The sequence below is a fragment of the Neobacillus cucumis genome, assembly GCF_002860255.1.
GTDB classification, from domain to species: domain Bacteria; phylum Bacillota; class Bacilli; order Bacillales; family Cytobacillaceae; genus Neobacillus; species Neobacillus cucumis_A.
In genome coordinates, this window is sequence record NZ_PGVE01000044.1 from 80,585 (window position 1) to 95,933 (window position 15,349).

General features: G+C 39.3%; 13 protein-coding genes. 6 read left to right on the forward strand and 7 right to left on the reverse strand.

The genetic code is table 11. The features are described 5' to 3' along the window. Positions 1 to 21 precede the first annotated feature (21 nt). A complete protein-coding gene (locus CVD27_RS12395; protein WP_101648220.1) occupies positions 22 to 3,147 on the reverse strand; it encodes an efflux RND transporter permease subunit in 3,126 nt (1,041 codons plus the stop codon). A 221-nt stretch (positions 3,148 to 3,368) separates the two neighbouring features. Between CVD27_RS12395 and pssA the strand changes: the two genes are divergently transcribed. From pssA to CVD27_RS12415, 4 genes are all read left to right on the forward strand, one after another. After that, positions 3,369 to 3,860: a CDP-diacylglycerol--serine O-phosphatidyltransferase gene (pssA, locus tag CVD27_RS12400; RefSeq protein ID WP_101648221.1), complete on the forward strand. Its 492-nt coding sequence runs from the start codon at positions 3,369 to 3,371 to the stop codon at positions 3,858 to 3,860. Positions 3,861 to 4,039: 179 nt separating this feature from the next. Beyond that, a complete protein-coding gene (locus CVD27_RS12405; RefSeq protein WP_101648222.1) occupies positions 4,040 to 5,326 on the forward strand; it encodes a DedA family protein in 1,287 nt (428 codons plus the stop codon). Between the two features lie 133 nt (positions 5,327 to 5,459). Continuing rightward, entirely contained in the window at positions 5,460 to 6,593 is a 1,134-nt protein-coding gene (locus CVD27_RS12410; RefSeq protein ID WP_257984348.1) for an MFS transporter, read from the forward strand. Between the two features lie 105 nt (positions 6,594 to 6,698). Next, a complete protein-coding gene (locus tag CVD27_RS12415) occupies positions 6,699 to 7,229 on the forward strand; it encodes a CBO0543 family protein (RefSeq protein WP_101648223.1) in 531 nt (176 codons plus the stop codon). 33 nt (positions 7,230 to 7,262) lie between these two features. Here the strand turns inward: CVD27_RS12415 and CVD27_RS12420 are convergent, their stop codons facing one another. Further along, positions 7,263 to 7,925 (reverse strand): phosphatase PAP2 family protein, encoded by a 663-nt coding sequence (locus tag CVD27_RS12420; protein WP_101648224.1) that lies wholly within the window; start codon positions 7,923 to 7,925, stop codon positions 7,263 to 7,265. A gap of 210 nt (positions 7,926 to 8,135) precedes the next feature. Here CVD27_RS12420 and CVD27_RS29080 point away from each other — a divergent pair, with 210 nt between their 5' ends. Next, a complete protein-coding gene (locus CVD27_RS29080) occupies positions 8,136 to 8,696 on the forward strand; it encodes a CBO0543 family protein (RefSeq protein WP_101648225.1) in 561 nt (186 codons plus the stop codon). Positions 8,697 to 8,900: 204 nt separating this feature from the next. Next, on the forward strand, positions 8,901 to 9,629 hold the full coding sequence (locus CVD27_RS12430) for a hypothetical protein (RefSeq protein ID WP_101648226.1): 729 nt from the start codon (positions 8,901 to 8,903) through the stop codon (positions 9,627 to 9,629). Between the two features lie 59 nt (positions 9,630 to 9,688). Here CVD27_RS12430 and CVD27_RS12435 read toward each other — a convergent pair whose 3' ends face one another. The 5 genes from CVD27_RS12435 to crcB (CVD27_RS12455) all read right to left on the reverse strand — a co-directional run bounded on the left by CVD27_RS12435 (position 9,689) and on the right by crcB (CVD27_RS12455) (position 15,220). Further along, positions 9,689 to 10,567, reverse strand: coding sequence for a glycoside hydrolase domain-containing protein (locus CVD27_RS12435; protein ID WP_180960252.1), 879 nt, complete (start codon positions 10,565 to 10,567; stop codon positions 9,689 to 9,691). A 150-nt stretch (positions 10,568 to 10,717) separates the two neighbouring features. Then, a complete protein-coding gene (locus CVD27_RS12440; protein ID WP_101648228.1) occupies positions 10,718 to 12,172 on the reverse strand; it encodes a glycoside hydrolase family 1 protein in 1,455 nt (484 codons plus the stop codon). Between the two features lie 85 nt (positions 12,173 to 12,257). Continuing rightward, positions 12,258 to 14,153, reverse strand: coding sequence for a beta-glucoside-specific PTS transporter subunit IIABC (locus CVD27_RS12445; protein ID WP_101648229.1), 1,896 nt, complete (start codon positions 14,151 to 14,153; stop codon positions 12,258 to 12,260). A 309-nt stretch (positions 14,154 to 14,462) separates the two neighbouring features. Further along, positions 14,463 to 14,816, reverse strand: coding sequence for a fluoride efflux transporter CrcB (crcB, locus tag CVD27_RS12450; RefSeq protein WP_101648230.1), 354 nt, complete (start codon positions 14,814 to 14,816; stop codon positions 14,463 to 14,465). Then, positions 14,816 to 15,220 carry a fluoride efflux transporter CrcB gene (crcB, locus tag CVD27_RS12455; RefSeq protein WP_101648231.1) on the reverse strand — a complete coding sequence of 135 codons (405 nt, stop codon included), beginning with the start codon at positions 15,218 to 15,220 and terminating at the stop codon, positions 14,816 to 14,818. The genes crcB (CVD27_RS12450) and crcB (CVD27_RS12455) overlap by 1 nt, the downstream gene beginning before the upstream one ends. Positions 15,221 to 15,349: the final 129 nt, after the last annotated feature.

The window sequence follows — 15,349 nt, forward strand, 5'->3', positions numbered from 1 at the left end:
CCTTGTTTTTTAGGTCTAACATCAGCTAATCTTGCTTTGATTAGCCATATTCATGTGTTTCGTTTCAGCCTTTTTATGCAGCCACTCATAAATAATCGGGATGATAATAAAGCTGTTAATGGTGGATGTAACCATGCCGCCAATGACAACAATACCAAGCGTTTGAGAAATGACCGTATCGGCATTGTGTGAAAAAGCGAGTGGCAGCAACGTAAGGACAGTTGCAGCTGCTGTCATTAAAATTGGTCGAATCCTTGACAGACTGCCGCTTAATACGGCCTCTTTCACAGGCATTCCTTCTCTTCGATTTCTTTCAATCTTATCAATTAAGACGATCCCGTTTGTTACGACAATCCCGGTAAGCATTAAAATACCGATTAATGCAGCCAAATTCCATTCTCCATGGAATAAAATTAACGCAATCACCACACCGCTTAATGCTAGCGGTATGCTTAAAAGAACAGACAATGGTGCTCTCCACCCTTTGAAAATGGAAGAAGTAATAACCAATACTAAGAGGATAGAAAACGCTACGGCAACAGACATATCGAAAATCATATCTTTTACTTGTTGAGTAATACCACCCAATGAATACGTTACATCTTTAGGAAGTTTCATCCCGCTGAGTGCTGACTCCGCTTGACTTGATACTTTACTAATATCATTGGATGTAATCTGTGCTGTCACCAAGGAGAATGGCTGTCCATCTCGTTCGCTAATCGTTGAAGACGTATTGTCCTTCGAAATTTTAGCGATTTGATCAAATCGAACCATTTCACCCTTACTTCCAGGTAATGTTTCAGCAGCCAGGGAGGCTAACACATCATCAGCTGTTGCATTTAACGTAATGCTTGAGTTGGCTCCTGTTGCGATTTGATCTAAATATTGGTCCACAGGCAGTGCTTTATGATCCACTGTTATGGTTGCATCTTTAGAGGCAGACATATAACGATTAATAACCGCTAGAATATCAGATACCTTTATACCTTTATCCTGGATCGCCTTTTGGTCAAAGGTCACTTTGTACTTCGGCGAGCCGTTGGTTAAGTCCACTTTTCCATCGACACTTAGATTAGCAATTTTTGATAAGCTGGTTCTGGCTTCTTGCGCAACTTGATCGAGTGTTGCTTGGTCTGACCCTGTAAACAGGATACGCATTTGTGAATCATCACCAGAAATGTTCTGACTAGTTACCGTGTAAGTCACATCTTTAGATAAAGCAGGAAGCTGCTGCTGTAACTGCTTAATAACTGAATCAGCGTCTTTATCATTTTTCAACACCACAGATAGGTTGGCGACGTTTGGATACGTGATATAGCCGCCGCCTTGGTCAAACACATCATCACTTTGAGGGGTCATGGTTGACCCGAAATTGGATGAATACGCAGTAACCTTTGGATTTTCTTTCAGTGTTTTTTCAATTTTTTGAACTTCAGCATCTACTTGAATCAATGTGCTTCCTTTTGGCAATTCTGCTTTAATGGCAATTTGTCCAATTTTTCCACTAGGTAATAAACTTACTGGAAGAAAAGCGGAATAAATACCAGCCGCTAAGAAGACTAAGATCGATCCAATAATCATCGCTTTCTTATGTTTAAAAGCAGATTGCAGGATTGGTTTCATTTTTGTATCGAGTTTGACCGTTTGTTTTTCCCCGGTTCCACCCTTCCATCCCATAAAAGCCAGCGCAGGGATGACGAGCATGGCTACAAAGAAGGAAATGATCAGCGCAATAACAACCGACCACGCAAACCCGCTATAGGAGGCACTAATGACTCCCCCAACAAACGCAATCGGAATATAAACAGCAATCGTTGTTAAGGTAGAACCTAAAATGGCTGGAATCATTTCAACAACAGAACTTGCGAGAATAGAAAGCAGCGGTTTCTCCTTCTGTTCCTCCCGCTTTCGATACATATTGTCCAAGATAACAATGGAGTCATCGACAATCCGGCCCATCGCAACAATCAAACCTGAAACGGTTAAAATGTTTAATGTGATACCCATTGATTTTAAGAAAGCCGTTGTTGCTAGCAATGAAATAGGAAGCGAAATGGCAATCAATAAGGTAGAACGTACATTTCGGAAAAAGAAGAACACACAAATCATCGAGAATAAACAACCAAGCAAACCTTCTCGAACTAATCCGAAAAGTGAGCTGTTTAGTTCTTTTTCACGGTCAAGTAACACTTGGAATGAAACATCTTTCGGGTTTACAGTATCCAAGTGCAGATGTGCCACACGGTCCTTTACTTGGTTCGCCACATCTGTAATATTGGCTGAAGGTGTCTTAATTACATTCAATGTTACACTTGGTGCTCCGTTGGTTCTAGAGACGGTTTTAAAGTCATTTAAAGAGTGTGTAATCGTACCGAACGCTGAAACAGGAATGGCTTTTCCTTCCTTATTCTTTATTGTTGCGTTTTCCATTTGCTGCTCTGTTAATGGTAAACCTTCAAATGATACAGGTATAGATAATTGATTGTTGACAATATTCCCTTGTGGCATGGAAGGAACGGCCAAAGCAAAGGATTTATTCACATCGTCTAACGACAATCCGTTTTTCACAAGATCTTTCATGCGTACCGTTAATACATAACCATCTTTTGCTCCACCAAATACAGACACATCCGCTACACCAGGAACAGAATTTAATTGTTTCACGATTTCCTGAGTGGCAGTGGACCTTAATGTTTGTTCATCCAATTTGGAGCTTGTCACGCTATAAGTCAAAATTGGGAATGAACTAGTGGTTAAACGTGTGACGAAAGGCGTGCTTGTAATCGTTGACGGAAGGTCGGCATTGGCCAAGGCTTTGTTAACCTGATCCTCTGCTTGTTTCATATCTGTATTCATAGGAAAATACAAACTCATAAACAATCCGCCGTCATAAGAAGTGCTTTCCACATTGGATAGTCCATCGACTACTTTGACCGCACTTGCCAGATTATCGGTTACTTGCTGTTTTACTTGTGCTGCCTGATAACCTGGAACCCTCATACTAACAGTAAGGGTTGTATTGTTGATACCAGGCAAATAATCTCTTTGCATCTGGTAGGCAGAAATACCTCCCCAAGCCAAAATGATGACAACACATACAATCATCAGAATGGCTCTTTGCATGGTTGCCTCTACTAACCTTTTCATTGTTTTTCCTCCCCTGGAATTCTTTATATAAATTCAAAAATGGTACATCAATCAAACTTGGCTATTTGATTGTAATGAATAAACCTGTATATTCACCTAAAAAATCATTAATATTTGATTAAATTGGAAATTGGGTATACAAAAATGGGTATCCATAGCATAACGGAAGAAAAATTAGAAAATGCTAAACGAAGGATTCACTTGTGTCAGGGGGGATGAACTTGTTTAATCGAGTGGTAAAAGCAATACCTAACTTATTCACGATTGGGAATTTATTATGCGGTCTTCTTTCGATTACTTTTAATATGAGCGGCTTTATAGAAATTGCCTCTGTTTTAATATTCCTTTCAGCTGTTTTTGATCTTCTCGACGGAAGGATTGCGAGATCACTAAAAGTAAACAGTGCATTGGGCGTCCAATTAGATTCCCTGGCGGATATTGTTAGTTTTGGGGTGGCCCCTGCCCTTTTATTTCATTCAATCGCAGCCCCCTCCATTTTAACTTCATTGGCCTTTATCCTTTTTCCAATCATGGGAGCACTAAGATTAGCCAGGTTCAATGTGAAACCCACTATTGGATATTTTAAAGGATTACCGATTCCGGCTGCCGGACTCCCTTTGGCGGGCATGGGATTCTTCTTCTATAGCAATGCATGGGTTACCTTACTCCTTGCGATATTAATGGTTAGTCCCATAAGGGTAAAAAAACTATGAACCACCTGAAAAAAGCTACTAACCTTTTCGGTAAAGGGAAGGAAGAATAGCTTTTTTATTTTTTCACTTAACACTTGATTAAGAATTCATGAATCTGAAAAATCGACTTCATAATCGTGCTACATTATAGATAGAAGATCCTAAATTTTTGTTTTCCTATGAATGTTGGAGGCATGTATATGTCACATTTAATTACTTTATTTGAACAGCACAGTTATCTAATCCTTTTTATAGGAATCTTTTTAGAACTTATGGCTCTGCCTATTTCAGGTGAATTTTTAATGAGCTATGCCGGTTACTTTGTATATGAGGGAAAAATGAATTACATTTTAGCCCTTTTAACCGTCTTTCTTTCAGGTGGTGCGGGCATTACCATAACTTATTGGATTGGGAAAGCAGGAGGCTATAAGCTAATCGAAAAATACGGAAAATATATTCACATGGGGCCGGAAAGATATAAAAAAACAGCCGCTTGGTTTGATCGTTCCGGCAGTAAATTACTTGTGTTTGCTTATTTCATACCAGGAGTCAGGCATTTTACCGGTTATATATCTGGCATTTCAAGAATGCCTTTTCGAAAATTTTTCATTCCTGCTTATACAGGGGCGTTTTTATGGGGCGTTTGTTTTATTACGCTGGGGAAAGTATTGGGGCCAAAATGGGAGAGCTTCCATCAGGCTGCTAGTAAATATTTAATTGTATTTATTATTATTTTAGCCGTATTGTTAATAGGTTTTTTTGCCTTTCGGTATTATAAAGCCCAAATCAAAGAATATAGTATTCAATTGTTACAACGATTGATCCAACGCTTAAAGACCATTAGAGCCGCGGAAATTTTTCTAATTATCCTTACTTTCGTTTTCATAGGTTTGGTCTCCTTGATGCTGGGAATGGCACAAGACTATCTATATGATGAGTTTACGAAGTTTAATGAAATTGCTGTCTATCTGGTTCAATCTATCGTTTATTTGAACTGGATGAAAGGGTTGTTTATCGTAGTACAATCCCCGATAGCACTAGGGTCGATTATTGCTGTAACGATGATCCGGATTTGGTGTAAGGGACGAAATAGAGGGCTTGAATACCTTTTACTGGGAGTTTCTATCTTAGGAGCCACGCCTTTTCATGATTCGGTCATCCAAGCATTCGCTTATTTTCAATCCTTGGGGTTTGTAGGGAAATTTCATTCCGCCAATTTCCCAGATATCCATTCAACTATTTTCATCATTATCTATGGAACCTGTTTATTTTTACTTGCCCGTCATTCGAAAAACAATTATTGGTCCATCGTTGGCGTTTTATTCCTATTACTATTATTAACGGGTCTAGCCATTGTAAATATTGCTTCGAACGTTGCACTTCCTAGTGATGTGGTTGGTGGATATGTATATGGCGGGGTTTGGATATTTTTTAACTTCTGGTTGTTTGAAATGTTCCGGCTTATATTGGCTAAAAATAAAAATTAGATTAAAAATGGGCTGGGCAGGGCTAATTGAAACGTAAAAAAACATATCTTATTAATTAAAGATGAAACTCGAATAGAGGTGAACTATGGAACCTGAGAGACACTCAAAAAGGAAATTTTTCGGATTAAATTCAGTGATTTTTGTTCTTGGAATGGTCAGTCTGATGACCGACCTTTCCAGCCAGATGATCGTTCCGATCCTGCCACTATATTTAACTTCTGTTTTACATGTACAAGTAGGGACGGTTGGGATGATCGAGGGAATGGCAGAAAGCACGGCGAGCCTTTTAAAGTTTTTCTCTGGGTGGATGTCTGACAGGTTTGGCAAAAGAAAATGGTTGATGGTTGGAGGTTATGGATTATCCAATCTGATTAAACCTTTTTTCGCCTTATCATCGACTTGGGGTCAAGTTCTCTTCATTCGGTTTGCAGACCGTTTTGGTAAAGGAATTCGTACTTCTCCAAGAGATGCGATTCTTGCCGATACGACGACAAAAGAAGAACGTGGAAAAGCCTTCGGATTTAGAAGGTCCATGGATACACTCGGTGCGGCACTTGGACCACTTGTTACCTACTTCATCCTTTTATCGCATGGGAGTTATCAGTCTGTCTTTTGGTTATCGGCCATCCCTGGATTAATCGCAACGCTGCTTCTGATCTTCTTTTTAAAAGATAAAAGGAATCCAGTAAAAACAGAAGGCAAAAGGCTGCCAAAGATCAGCTTTAAGGGACTTAGTTCCCGCTTTGTCCTATTCACACTGATTACAATGCTCTTTACCATAGGAAACTTCTCTGATGCCTTCCTGATCTTGCGGGCAAAAGATGTCGGTATGGCTCCAGCGTATATCCCGCTGACTTATTTTGCTTATAACATCATAACAAGTATTTTTTCTACTCCATTTGGCATGATTTCTGACCGTGTTGGCCGCCGGCCTGTTTTAATGACAGGCTACGTTATGTTTGCCCTCATTTATCTGGGCTTTGGTCTGGTACATACGGTCACGGGGATGTGGATCTTATTCTTTATTTATGGATTGTACTACGCTACGACGGAAGGAATTCAAAAGGCTTATGTAGCAGATTTAGTGCCCGAAGAACAGCGAGGTTTGGCCATGGGTACGTTTAATGCATTAACAGGCATCGCTGTTTTGCCGGCAAGTGTGATGGCAGGATTTTTGTGGCAATCCTTTGGTGCTTTTACCGCTTTTGGAGTGAGCAGTGTCCTCGCGATGATTTCTGCCTTGCTCATGTTCATCCTTCGTATTTAACGGTAAAAGAGTTTTCAAAGGATCCTATCAATTTATTCATTAAGAATAATCCATGAAAAAGAGGGAAAGTTTATTTTAACTATCTCGGTTTAGGAGTGGACACAATTGAAATATCCAACATTTGAGGAAGTTAAAAAAGCCAGAGAAGCTCTGAGGGATATCTCAATTCAGCACTGGCTCCACGACGACCTTTTCACCTGGAGATGGTGGTTATTGCTTATAGCGGCAACCATTCCGTGGCTAATTTGGTTGAAGTTGCGTGATAAAAAAAGATCGTTTGAACTCTTAAGCTATGGCTTAATATGGGCGGTCCTAGCTTCGATAGCGGATGTCATCGGGGCAGACTTGATGTTATGGGGGTATCCGGACAAATTACTACCAATGGTCCCCCCTTTACTTCCTGCTGATATTACGGTGATTCCTGTTTCTTTTATGTTTATTTACCAATACTCAAAAGATTTTAAAACTTATTTGATATATTCCCTGTTACTTTCAGCATTTTTTGGTTATATATTAGAACATCTATTTGAAAAATGGGAGATGTTTACCCTGGATAAATGGACACATACGTATTCATTTATTGGTTTTTTTGTATTTGCACTAATTGATTATTTTATGATCAAAAAACTAAAATAGGTAGGAATAGCCTTAATAGAACAGCTATTCCTTTTACTGATTCATAACTTGTTTCCTTTTATACTGACGTTCCATATATCTTTGATAAAACCCAATAGCAAAAGTAAGCCAGAAGGCGCTAATAAAATAACCAGCGAGGATGTCACTCGGATAATGAACTCCCAGATAAATCCGGCTAATCCCAATCATAAGAATCATAAAAACACTTAAGAGGATTAAAATAGTCCTCCCGATTCGGGTGGACACATGCCGCCAAAGTAAGAAGGTTAGAACACCATATAAAGCAAACGCCATGGTCGCGTGCCCACTAGGGAAGCTATAATTGCTCGCCTGGGCTAATCGATGTAAGTCTGGCCGCGCTCGATGAAACAATTGCTTTAATGTGACAAAAAGAACATTGGCACCTATCATAACAGCAATAAATAAGATAAGTTCTGTACGATGTTTCAATACCACATACAAGAAAATGATAGACAAGAGAAAGAGCACGCTAACTGGCAAGGTGCCGCCAATGAACGTAAAAATCTTCATGATTTCTGTTAACCTTGGTGCTTCCAATCCCTGCACATAAGCTATGATCGTTCTATCGAAAGTAAAAATGGTATGTTTACTAACAAGAATCGCCATTACCGTAAATCCCAACAGAGAAACCAGACTTATGATAAAAGCGATGAATAGATGCTTTTTTAAATTCATCATATACCCTCAATTCATTTTTTACTTCATGTGTAAGCCTCTGATAGCTTCATTTTAACAATACCCCAATTGGGTAATATTTAACACACTAGCATGAATAACGTCATCTTTCCACTTATTTTCCAGTAAGTAAGTATAGTAAGATTGGCAGGAATAATTCAAAAGGTTTTGGAAAAATTAATAAGTATAATTTTATAAAGGAAATAAGATATGAAAACCTTGCAAGATCCCCAGAAGATCAAACAAATTGGTGATTTTTACATAGAATTAAAAAAAATACATCATAAGTATTTCGATTTTTGGCTTCATGATACATTTTTACACTGGGACTTTTTATTATCTTTATCACTTGCTGTCATCCCCTGGCTATTATGGTTTAAATTCAGGAAAAGGGAAAGCACCTTTCGTTTGTTATTAGCAGGCTTTTTTGTCTTAATCATTTCCTCATGGCTGGATTTTTGGGGAACGATGTATGGATTATGGTATTACACAGGTAAAGTACTTCCCTCAATGCCTTCTTTTATCCCGTGGGATTTTTGTTTACTTCCTGTGACCATCATGTTCATGGTGCAATATAAACCGAAGACCTCCCCTATTCTAAAAGGATTAATTTTTTCCTGTTTAACCTCTTTCATAGGGGAACCGCTTTTCAAATGGATAGGGATATATGTTCAGGTGAATTGGAGTATCTTTTACTCTTTTCCTATCTATTTTCTTATTTATCTTGTTGCCCATAGGCTAAGTCGGGTAAAAGCGTTTGACGAATTGTAGTAATCTTTTACTGACAGAGGCGATTCTTCGATTAGAAGGATCGCTTTTTTAATTGCTCTAACGGCGATAAATAGTAAATTCCCTTTTTTGTGAATATTTTCCTATATTTTCTCCTGCATATCTCTTAATATTAAAATAGGAAGAAAACGATCTGTTAAGAGAGGGTTGGGCTGAAAATCATTTCAATGAAAGTGTAGGGGTTCAATGAGAAAATTTATTATGATCACCGGTCTTTTTTTTATTTTATTTATACTCGCAGGTTTTCTAGCAGATTATTTCTACTACGGACCGGTAAAGCAGCAAGAAGTGAAGAAAGGTATGTTAAAACAATTATCGTCTAAGTACGGAAAAGATTTCATAGTCAATCATATCATCTATGAAAAAGCATTAGGTGATGATGAAGGCATGTATTCAGCTGAAGTTTATCCAAAAGGAAACAAAGATTTAGAGTTCCAGGTTTTCGTTTCAGAGAATGGAAAACTAGTGGATGAATCTTTTAAGGAAACCAAATGGAGAAGTGAAGCAATTAAATCTTGGGAGCCTTTTATGAGTAAATTCGGGAACATCACCTACGCGGTAAACATTCACATCCCTGAAGAAATAGCAGAGCAATATAGCGTGGAAGATACATATGAAGAAATCTATCAAAAACACAAACACCTGATGAGCGAGTATGTGTTTATCGGGCAGATCGAGAAATCCTTTGATAAAAAAAAGGAAACAGCTAGGGTCATAGAGATGGCAAACCATGCTTTGCAGCGCGAGCTGAAAGATTTCTCCGTCGAGTGGACTTACTATGAGAAAGGAAAGAAAAACGCGGATGTATTTGAATTGAGAGATACCGTTCCTTCATATAGTTGGCGTTTCTCACGAAAAGGTGTATCAAACGGAGTGACGGCCGAGAGCTTAGAGCCATTCTTTACACAACACTAGTACTATACGGAATTCAATTAAAAAAGATGATATACGGGAGCAGCGTATATCATCTTTTTTTACCACAATTGATCCATTACAGTAGACTGAATGAGGTTCGTGTCTATATTACAAGCTTTGCCATCAATTCCATATTGCCAAATCGAGATATTGATATTCTTTGGAGCTCCAGGGTTGAAGGCAGGGGCCTTGTTCTTCGCTGAGACTCCAGGATCTGGGTTACTGCTCCAGAGGATGGTTTGATCTTTCACATTTTTATTTTTTGAAGCAGCGGCTTGATAAGCAGCGGACAGCTTACTATCTGGTGTGAAAACACCATAGATTCCTGGCTTATATGGCGAATGGGCTAACGTGTCCACCCATCCCTGAATAAATGCCGCATCGACTGGATAAGTGGGTTCGATATCAGCAAAGATGGCAACGCCCTTAGGTATTCCTAGTTTTTGGGCATAGGAAATGGCTTCTTTAGCTTCAGCTGCCCCCTTGTCATAGCCAACAGCTTCTGTAAAATGATTAAAAATCGGTAAGATCTTAATGCCTTGCTTATGGAGTAAATCAGCTTCTCCCTTTGTCAAACCAATGGATACATCACCCTTTGTCTCCAAATATCTTCCGAATACACTTGGAGCTCCATAATTCTTTTTCACACACTGCAGAAATGCTTGGTCAACACCAGAAGCAGTGTCAACTCCCCAGACGATGGCTGGCTTGTTTTGTGCTGGTTTTTCTTCTTTTAGGGGCTTTTCTTGGGCTTGATTACCTTTAGTAGTGGAATGATTAGCAGGTTTTTCGCTTTGCGGTGTGGCTGCAGCATCTTGGACTGCTTTCGGTGACTGGAGCTTCACTTGAGGAGTATTATGGTTGAAGAATACGAGAAGTATAGGAATAACCAAGATCGCAATTAAAACAACGCTCCAAATCCATTGGCGTTTCTTCATATCATCCATTCCCTCCATACGACAATCTCAAGAGTCATTGTATTCAGAGAGTCGAATGGACGTGTGGGCAAAAGCAAGAAGCAAGAAGCAAGGGGACGGTTCTCATGCTTCCGAAGCATGAGAACCGTCCCCTTGCACACTCTTGCACAATTATAAATTTACTCCATTGGACGCGATGACGTCTTTATACCAATGGAACGATTTTTTAGGTGTCCGTTTTAAGGTGCCATGACCATAATCATCTTGGTCAACATAAATGAAACCATAACGCTTAGACATTTCAGAGGTACCCGCACTGATTAGATCAATACAACCCCAAGTGGTGTATCCGATTAAATCAACTCCATCCTGAATGGCGTCTCCCATTGCTTTGATATGCTCACGCAGATAATCAATTCGATAATCATCTTGAATCGAACCATCTTCTTCAACCTTGTCATATGCACCTAAGCCATTTTCTACAATAAATAAAGGCACTTCATAGCGGTCATACAATTTTTTTAAGGTGATTCTTAAGCCTGTAGGGTCAATTTGCCAGCCCCAATCCGATGTTTCAAGATATGGGTTCAGAATTCCGCTGGAGAAGTTCCCTTTTTGTTTCAATTTAGCAGGATCACCGCTCGCCACCATCGTCATGTAGTAACTAAATGAAAGGAAATCCACAGGGTGCTGCAGCAAGATCTCTTCATCGCCAGGGAACATCTTGATTTGGATATTATTTTTTTCAAAATAGCTTAACATATGGCTTGGATAATAGCCGCGCACCTGAACATCTGTAAAGAAGAGATTCTTTTGATCTTCTTCCAATGCGGTTAGTACATCTCGAGGATTGCAGGTTTCTGGATATACCTCCATACGAGCTAACATACAGCCGATTTGCGAACCAGGAATGATTTCATGGCAAGCCTTAACCGCTCTTGCACTAGCCACAAACTGATGGTGAAGCGCTTGATAAACGGCTTGTTCCTTATGCTCCACGCGGTCAATAAGAATACCAGAACCGATATAAGGTGAGAATTGAGAAATATTGATTTCATTAAAAGTTAACCAATACTTCACTTTATCTTTGTAACGGTTAAAAACGGTTTCTGCATAATGGACAAAGAACTCAATAACGCGGCGGTCCGCCCAGCCGTTGTATTTTTGAACCAGGTTAAGAGGAATTTCATAGTGTGATAGAGTAACCAAAGGTTCGATCCCATATTTTTGTAATTCATCAAACACTTTGTCATAAAAAGCAAGACCTTCTTCATTAGGAGTTAGCTCATCTCCATTTGGAAAAATACGCGGCCAAGAAATAGACATACGGAAGACTTTAAAACCCATTTCCGCAAACAAGGCGATATCTTCCTGATAACGGTGGTAAAAATCAATTCCGCGTCGTTTTGGAAAGTTTTCCCCATCCCCTAAGGATAATAACTCTTCTAATTCCTTTTCGCTTCGAACATCCATCTCAGGATCATTTCCGCGTTCCTCTTTCGGTACAAATTTAACCATATCGAAAATGGATAATCCTTTGCCGCCTTCATTATAAGCACCTTCTAATTGGTTAGCTGCGGTGGCACCGCCCCATAAAAAGTTTTTAGGAAATTTAAAATTTGCCATGATTTATACCTCCGAGTAAATGATTGGTTGAATATGGTTCCGGCATCAAGACCGAAACCATATTCGTTATAGATTGAACCTGGAATTACACAAGCGCTAATAGCTTTTCATTTTTATCCACTTGTCCTGCTTGTAATACTTTAATTTCCTGATAATCTGGAGTGTTTGTAACAACAATCGGTGTGATGACTTGATAGCCAGCTGCTTTAATCGCTTCTACATCAAATTCAACTAATAAATCCCCGGCTTTTACAACATCCCCTTGATTCACATGGGCAGTAAAATGTTTTCCATCTAATTCAACCGTATCCATCCCAACATGAATGAGGATTTGAGCACCATCTTCAGATGTAAGACCAATCGCATGCTTTGTTTTAAACAAAAGAGTTACTTCTCCATTGACAGGAGAAAAGACTTTTCCTTCAGATGGGTTAATCGCTACACCTTTACCCATTGCTTCAGTTGAAAATACTTGGTCTTTGACTTCAGATAAAGGAACGATTTCACCTTTAATTGGACTAACTACTGCTACTGGTCCAACTGCTTTTTTCACTGCTACTTTTGTTTCTTCTTTGCTTGCTGGGTCTTTGAATCCAAACAGATACGTGAAGACAAATCCTAGTACGAAAGATACGACAATCGCAATCATAGCTCCCCAGAAAGCCATATCAAGTCCTGAACCTGGTTTGATAAAGCTTGGGATAGCGAAAATTCCCATTCCGCCAAACATCCATAATTTGCTTCCAAAAGCACCGATCAGACCGCCGCCAATTCCACCAGCGATACAGCTCATAATGAAAGGCTTTTTAAGCGGTAAGGTAATCCCGTAAATTGCTGGTTCTGTTACACCGAAAATACCTGAAATGAACGCTGGGATACTTAGAGATTTCAACTTCTTGTTTTTGGTTTTTAACATAACACCTAAAACTGCACCCGTTTGTGCAAAAGATACAAAAGTGACTGTCGCTAAAACTGGGTCGTAATGTAAAGATGTAATGTTGTTCATTGCAATTGGAACAAGTCCCCAGTGAAGACCAAACATAACGAATACTTGCCAGAAACCGCCAAGGATTAAACCAGCCACAATTGGGCTTAATTGATAAATCCAAATCGTTGCTGCACCTAGTAAACTGCCAGCCCATGTTGCGACTGGTCCGATGGCTAGGAAGGTTAATGGAACCATCACCATAATCGTTAAGAATGGAACTAGGAATGCTTTAACAACATCAGGGACCACTTTCTTAAATCCTTTTTCTACCTTTACCGCAAAAAATGCTGCTAAAACAATTGGAATAACGCTTGATGCATAACTCATTAAGACTACTGGAATTCCTAAAAATGTTATATGAATATCAGATTGGAATAAGCTTCCTTTAAATAAAGTGTAAAGCGGCTTTCCTGCTGACAATGCTGCTAGACCTGGATGAACAAGCGCTGCAGCAATGGCCATACCGATGAATGGCGTTCCGCCAAATTTTTTCATGGCTGTGTAACCTAAGAAGATTGGTAAGAAGGTAAATAATCCATCTCCTGCGATATTTAATAAGTTATACGTTCCAGATGTTGCTTCAACCCAATGCAATGCTAAGATTAAGGCTGCGAAACCTTTAAGCATACCTGTTGCAGCTAATACACCTAAGATTGGAGTAAACACTCCTGAGATCATGTCGATGAATTTGGCACCTAGGCCGACTTTTTTACCATCATCATTTGAAGCGCTTTCACTCACTCCGCTAAGACCGCCAACTTCTAATACTGCGGCATACACATCTGGCACGTGATTTCCGATAACAACCTGATATTGTCCGCCGCTTTTCATGACCGTAACAACACCGTCTAAGTTTTTAATTTCCTCTGTTTTCGCGATATTCTCGTCTTTCAATTTGAAACGGAGTCTTGTTACACAGTGGAAAACACTATTAATATTTTCTTTTCCACCAACTAATTCAAGTATGTCTTTAGCTAACTTCTCATACTTCATGTTCATGCCCTCCATTAATTTAAAATAGATAGAATAATAGAATTCGCGCGCGGAACAATAACAAAAAACAAAAAGACAGGCAAAACCAAAATCACGGATAGCTCGAGCAACATGCTCAAAACGTTCATGTGATTTAGGTTTTGCCTGCCTGACCAGTAACAATCCTAAGTTTTTTGTTATCGATTTCTTGTTTATACAATACTACGATAACGAAAAACTGTCAACGCTTTCACAAAACTTTTTTTTATGAGCAAGGGGACGGTTCTCATGCTTCGGAAGCATGAGAACCGTCCCCTTGCTCCCCCTCGCTCACCCCAGTTTTATTCCTATAAACGCTAGGACGATCCCCAATGTATAGCTAAGTCCTAAATATAAAATACTTACTTTCCAGTTTCTGTTCGCTTGTAACTGGATGTTCTCTAGCTTAAAGGTTGAAAATGTTGTAAATGCTCCCATGAAACCTGTGCCCAGGAGTAATCTCCAGGTATTCTCTAAATTTGCACCAAAGATTAAACCCAATAAAAACGAACCCAGCAAATTTATGATGAAAGTAGCAATTGGAAAAGTAGAGGGATACCTTCTTTTTATCAATTTACTTAAACCAAATCGGGACAGGGCTCCAAAAAATCCTCCGGCCGCAACCAAAGCTATATTCGTGATCATTATTTTTCACCTCTAACGATTTCTGCTGCTTTATCTGCTGTTAATCCTAACCGATAGCCCATCCAAGAAAATAAGAGACCACCCCACAGACTGAGAAGTACGTAAAGAAGGGCTGTTCCCCACTTAGCCGCACTAATTAAATGAACCGTTTCTACACTAAAAGTTGAAAACGTCGTAAAAGAGCCAATAAGTCCAGTACCCAATGCCGTTATGACATGAGGATGTAAAGATTTAAATCTCGGCAAGAAGTTTGTAAACCATCCTAATATAAAACTCCCGGCCATGTTTGTAACAAATGTAGCTAATGGGAAATCATGAAACCACCACTGCCCAAAGTAAACGCCTAAAAAATAACGTAATAAAGCCCCAATAATGCCAGCAATCCCAACTAATAAAAAGTTCAATTTTCTCACCTCAAATATAAAGTGTCCAATAAGAAAAGCGCAAGTGCCTTGATCAGGGAAAAAAGTAGTTCATTTTTTCCTAGCCCCGACAAGCATAAGACGAGCCGGCCGAGATCGGAAGAGCACACG

Excerpts from the sequence above, each read along its gene's own strand:
- CVD27_RS12395 (WP_101648220.1), bottom strand. The coding sequence starts at position 3,147 with ATGAAAAGGTTAGTAGAGGCAACCATGCAAAGAGCCATTCTGATGATT.
- CVD27_RS12440 (WP_101648228.1), bottom strand. The coding sequence starts at position 12,172 with ATGGCAAATTTTAAATTTCCTAAAAACTTTTTATGGGGCGGTGCCACC.
- CVD27_RS12405 (WP_101648222.1), top strand. The coding sequence starts at position 4,040 with ATGTCACATTTAATTACTTTATTTGAACAGCACAGTTATCTAATCCTT.
- CVD27_RS12435 (WP_180960252.1), bottom strand. The coding sequence starts at position 10,567 with ATGAAGAAACGCCAATGGATTTGGAGCGTTGTTTTAATTGCGATCTTG.
- CVD27_RS29080 (WP_101648225.1), top strand. The coding sequence starts at position 8,136 with ATGAAAACCTTGCAAGATCCCCAGAAGATCAAACAAATTGGTGATTTT.
- CVD27_RS12430 (WP_101648226.1), top strand. The coding sequence starts at position 8,901 with ATGAGAAAATTTATTATGATCACCGGTCTTTTTTTTATTTTATTTATA.
- crcB (WP_101648230.1), bottom strand. The coding sequence starts at position 14,816 with ATGATCACGAATATAGCTTTGGTTGCGGCCGGAGGATTTTTTGGAGCC.
- CVD27_RS12420 (WP_101648224.1), bottom strand. The coding sequence starts at position 7,925 with ATGAATTTAAAAAAGCATCTATTCATCGCTTTTATCATAAGTCTGGTT.
- CVD27_RS12445 (WP_101648229.1), bottom strand. The coding sequence starts at position 14,153 with ATGAAGTATGAGAAGTTAGCTAAAGACATACTTGAATTAGTTGGTGGA.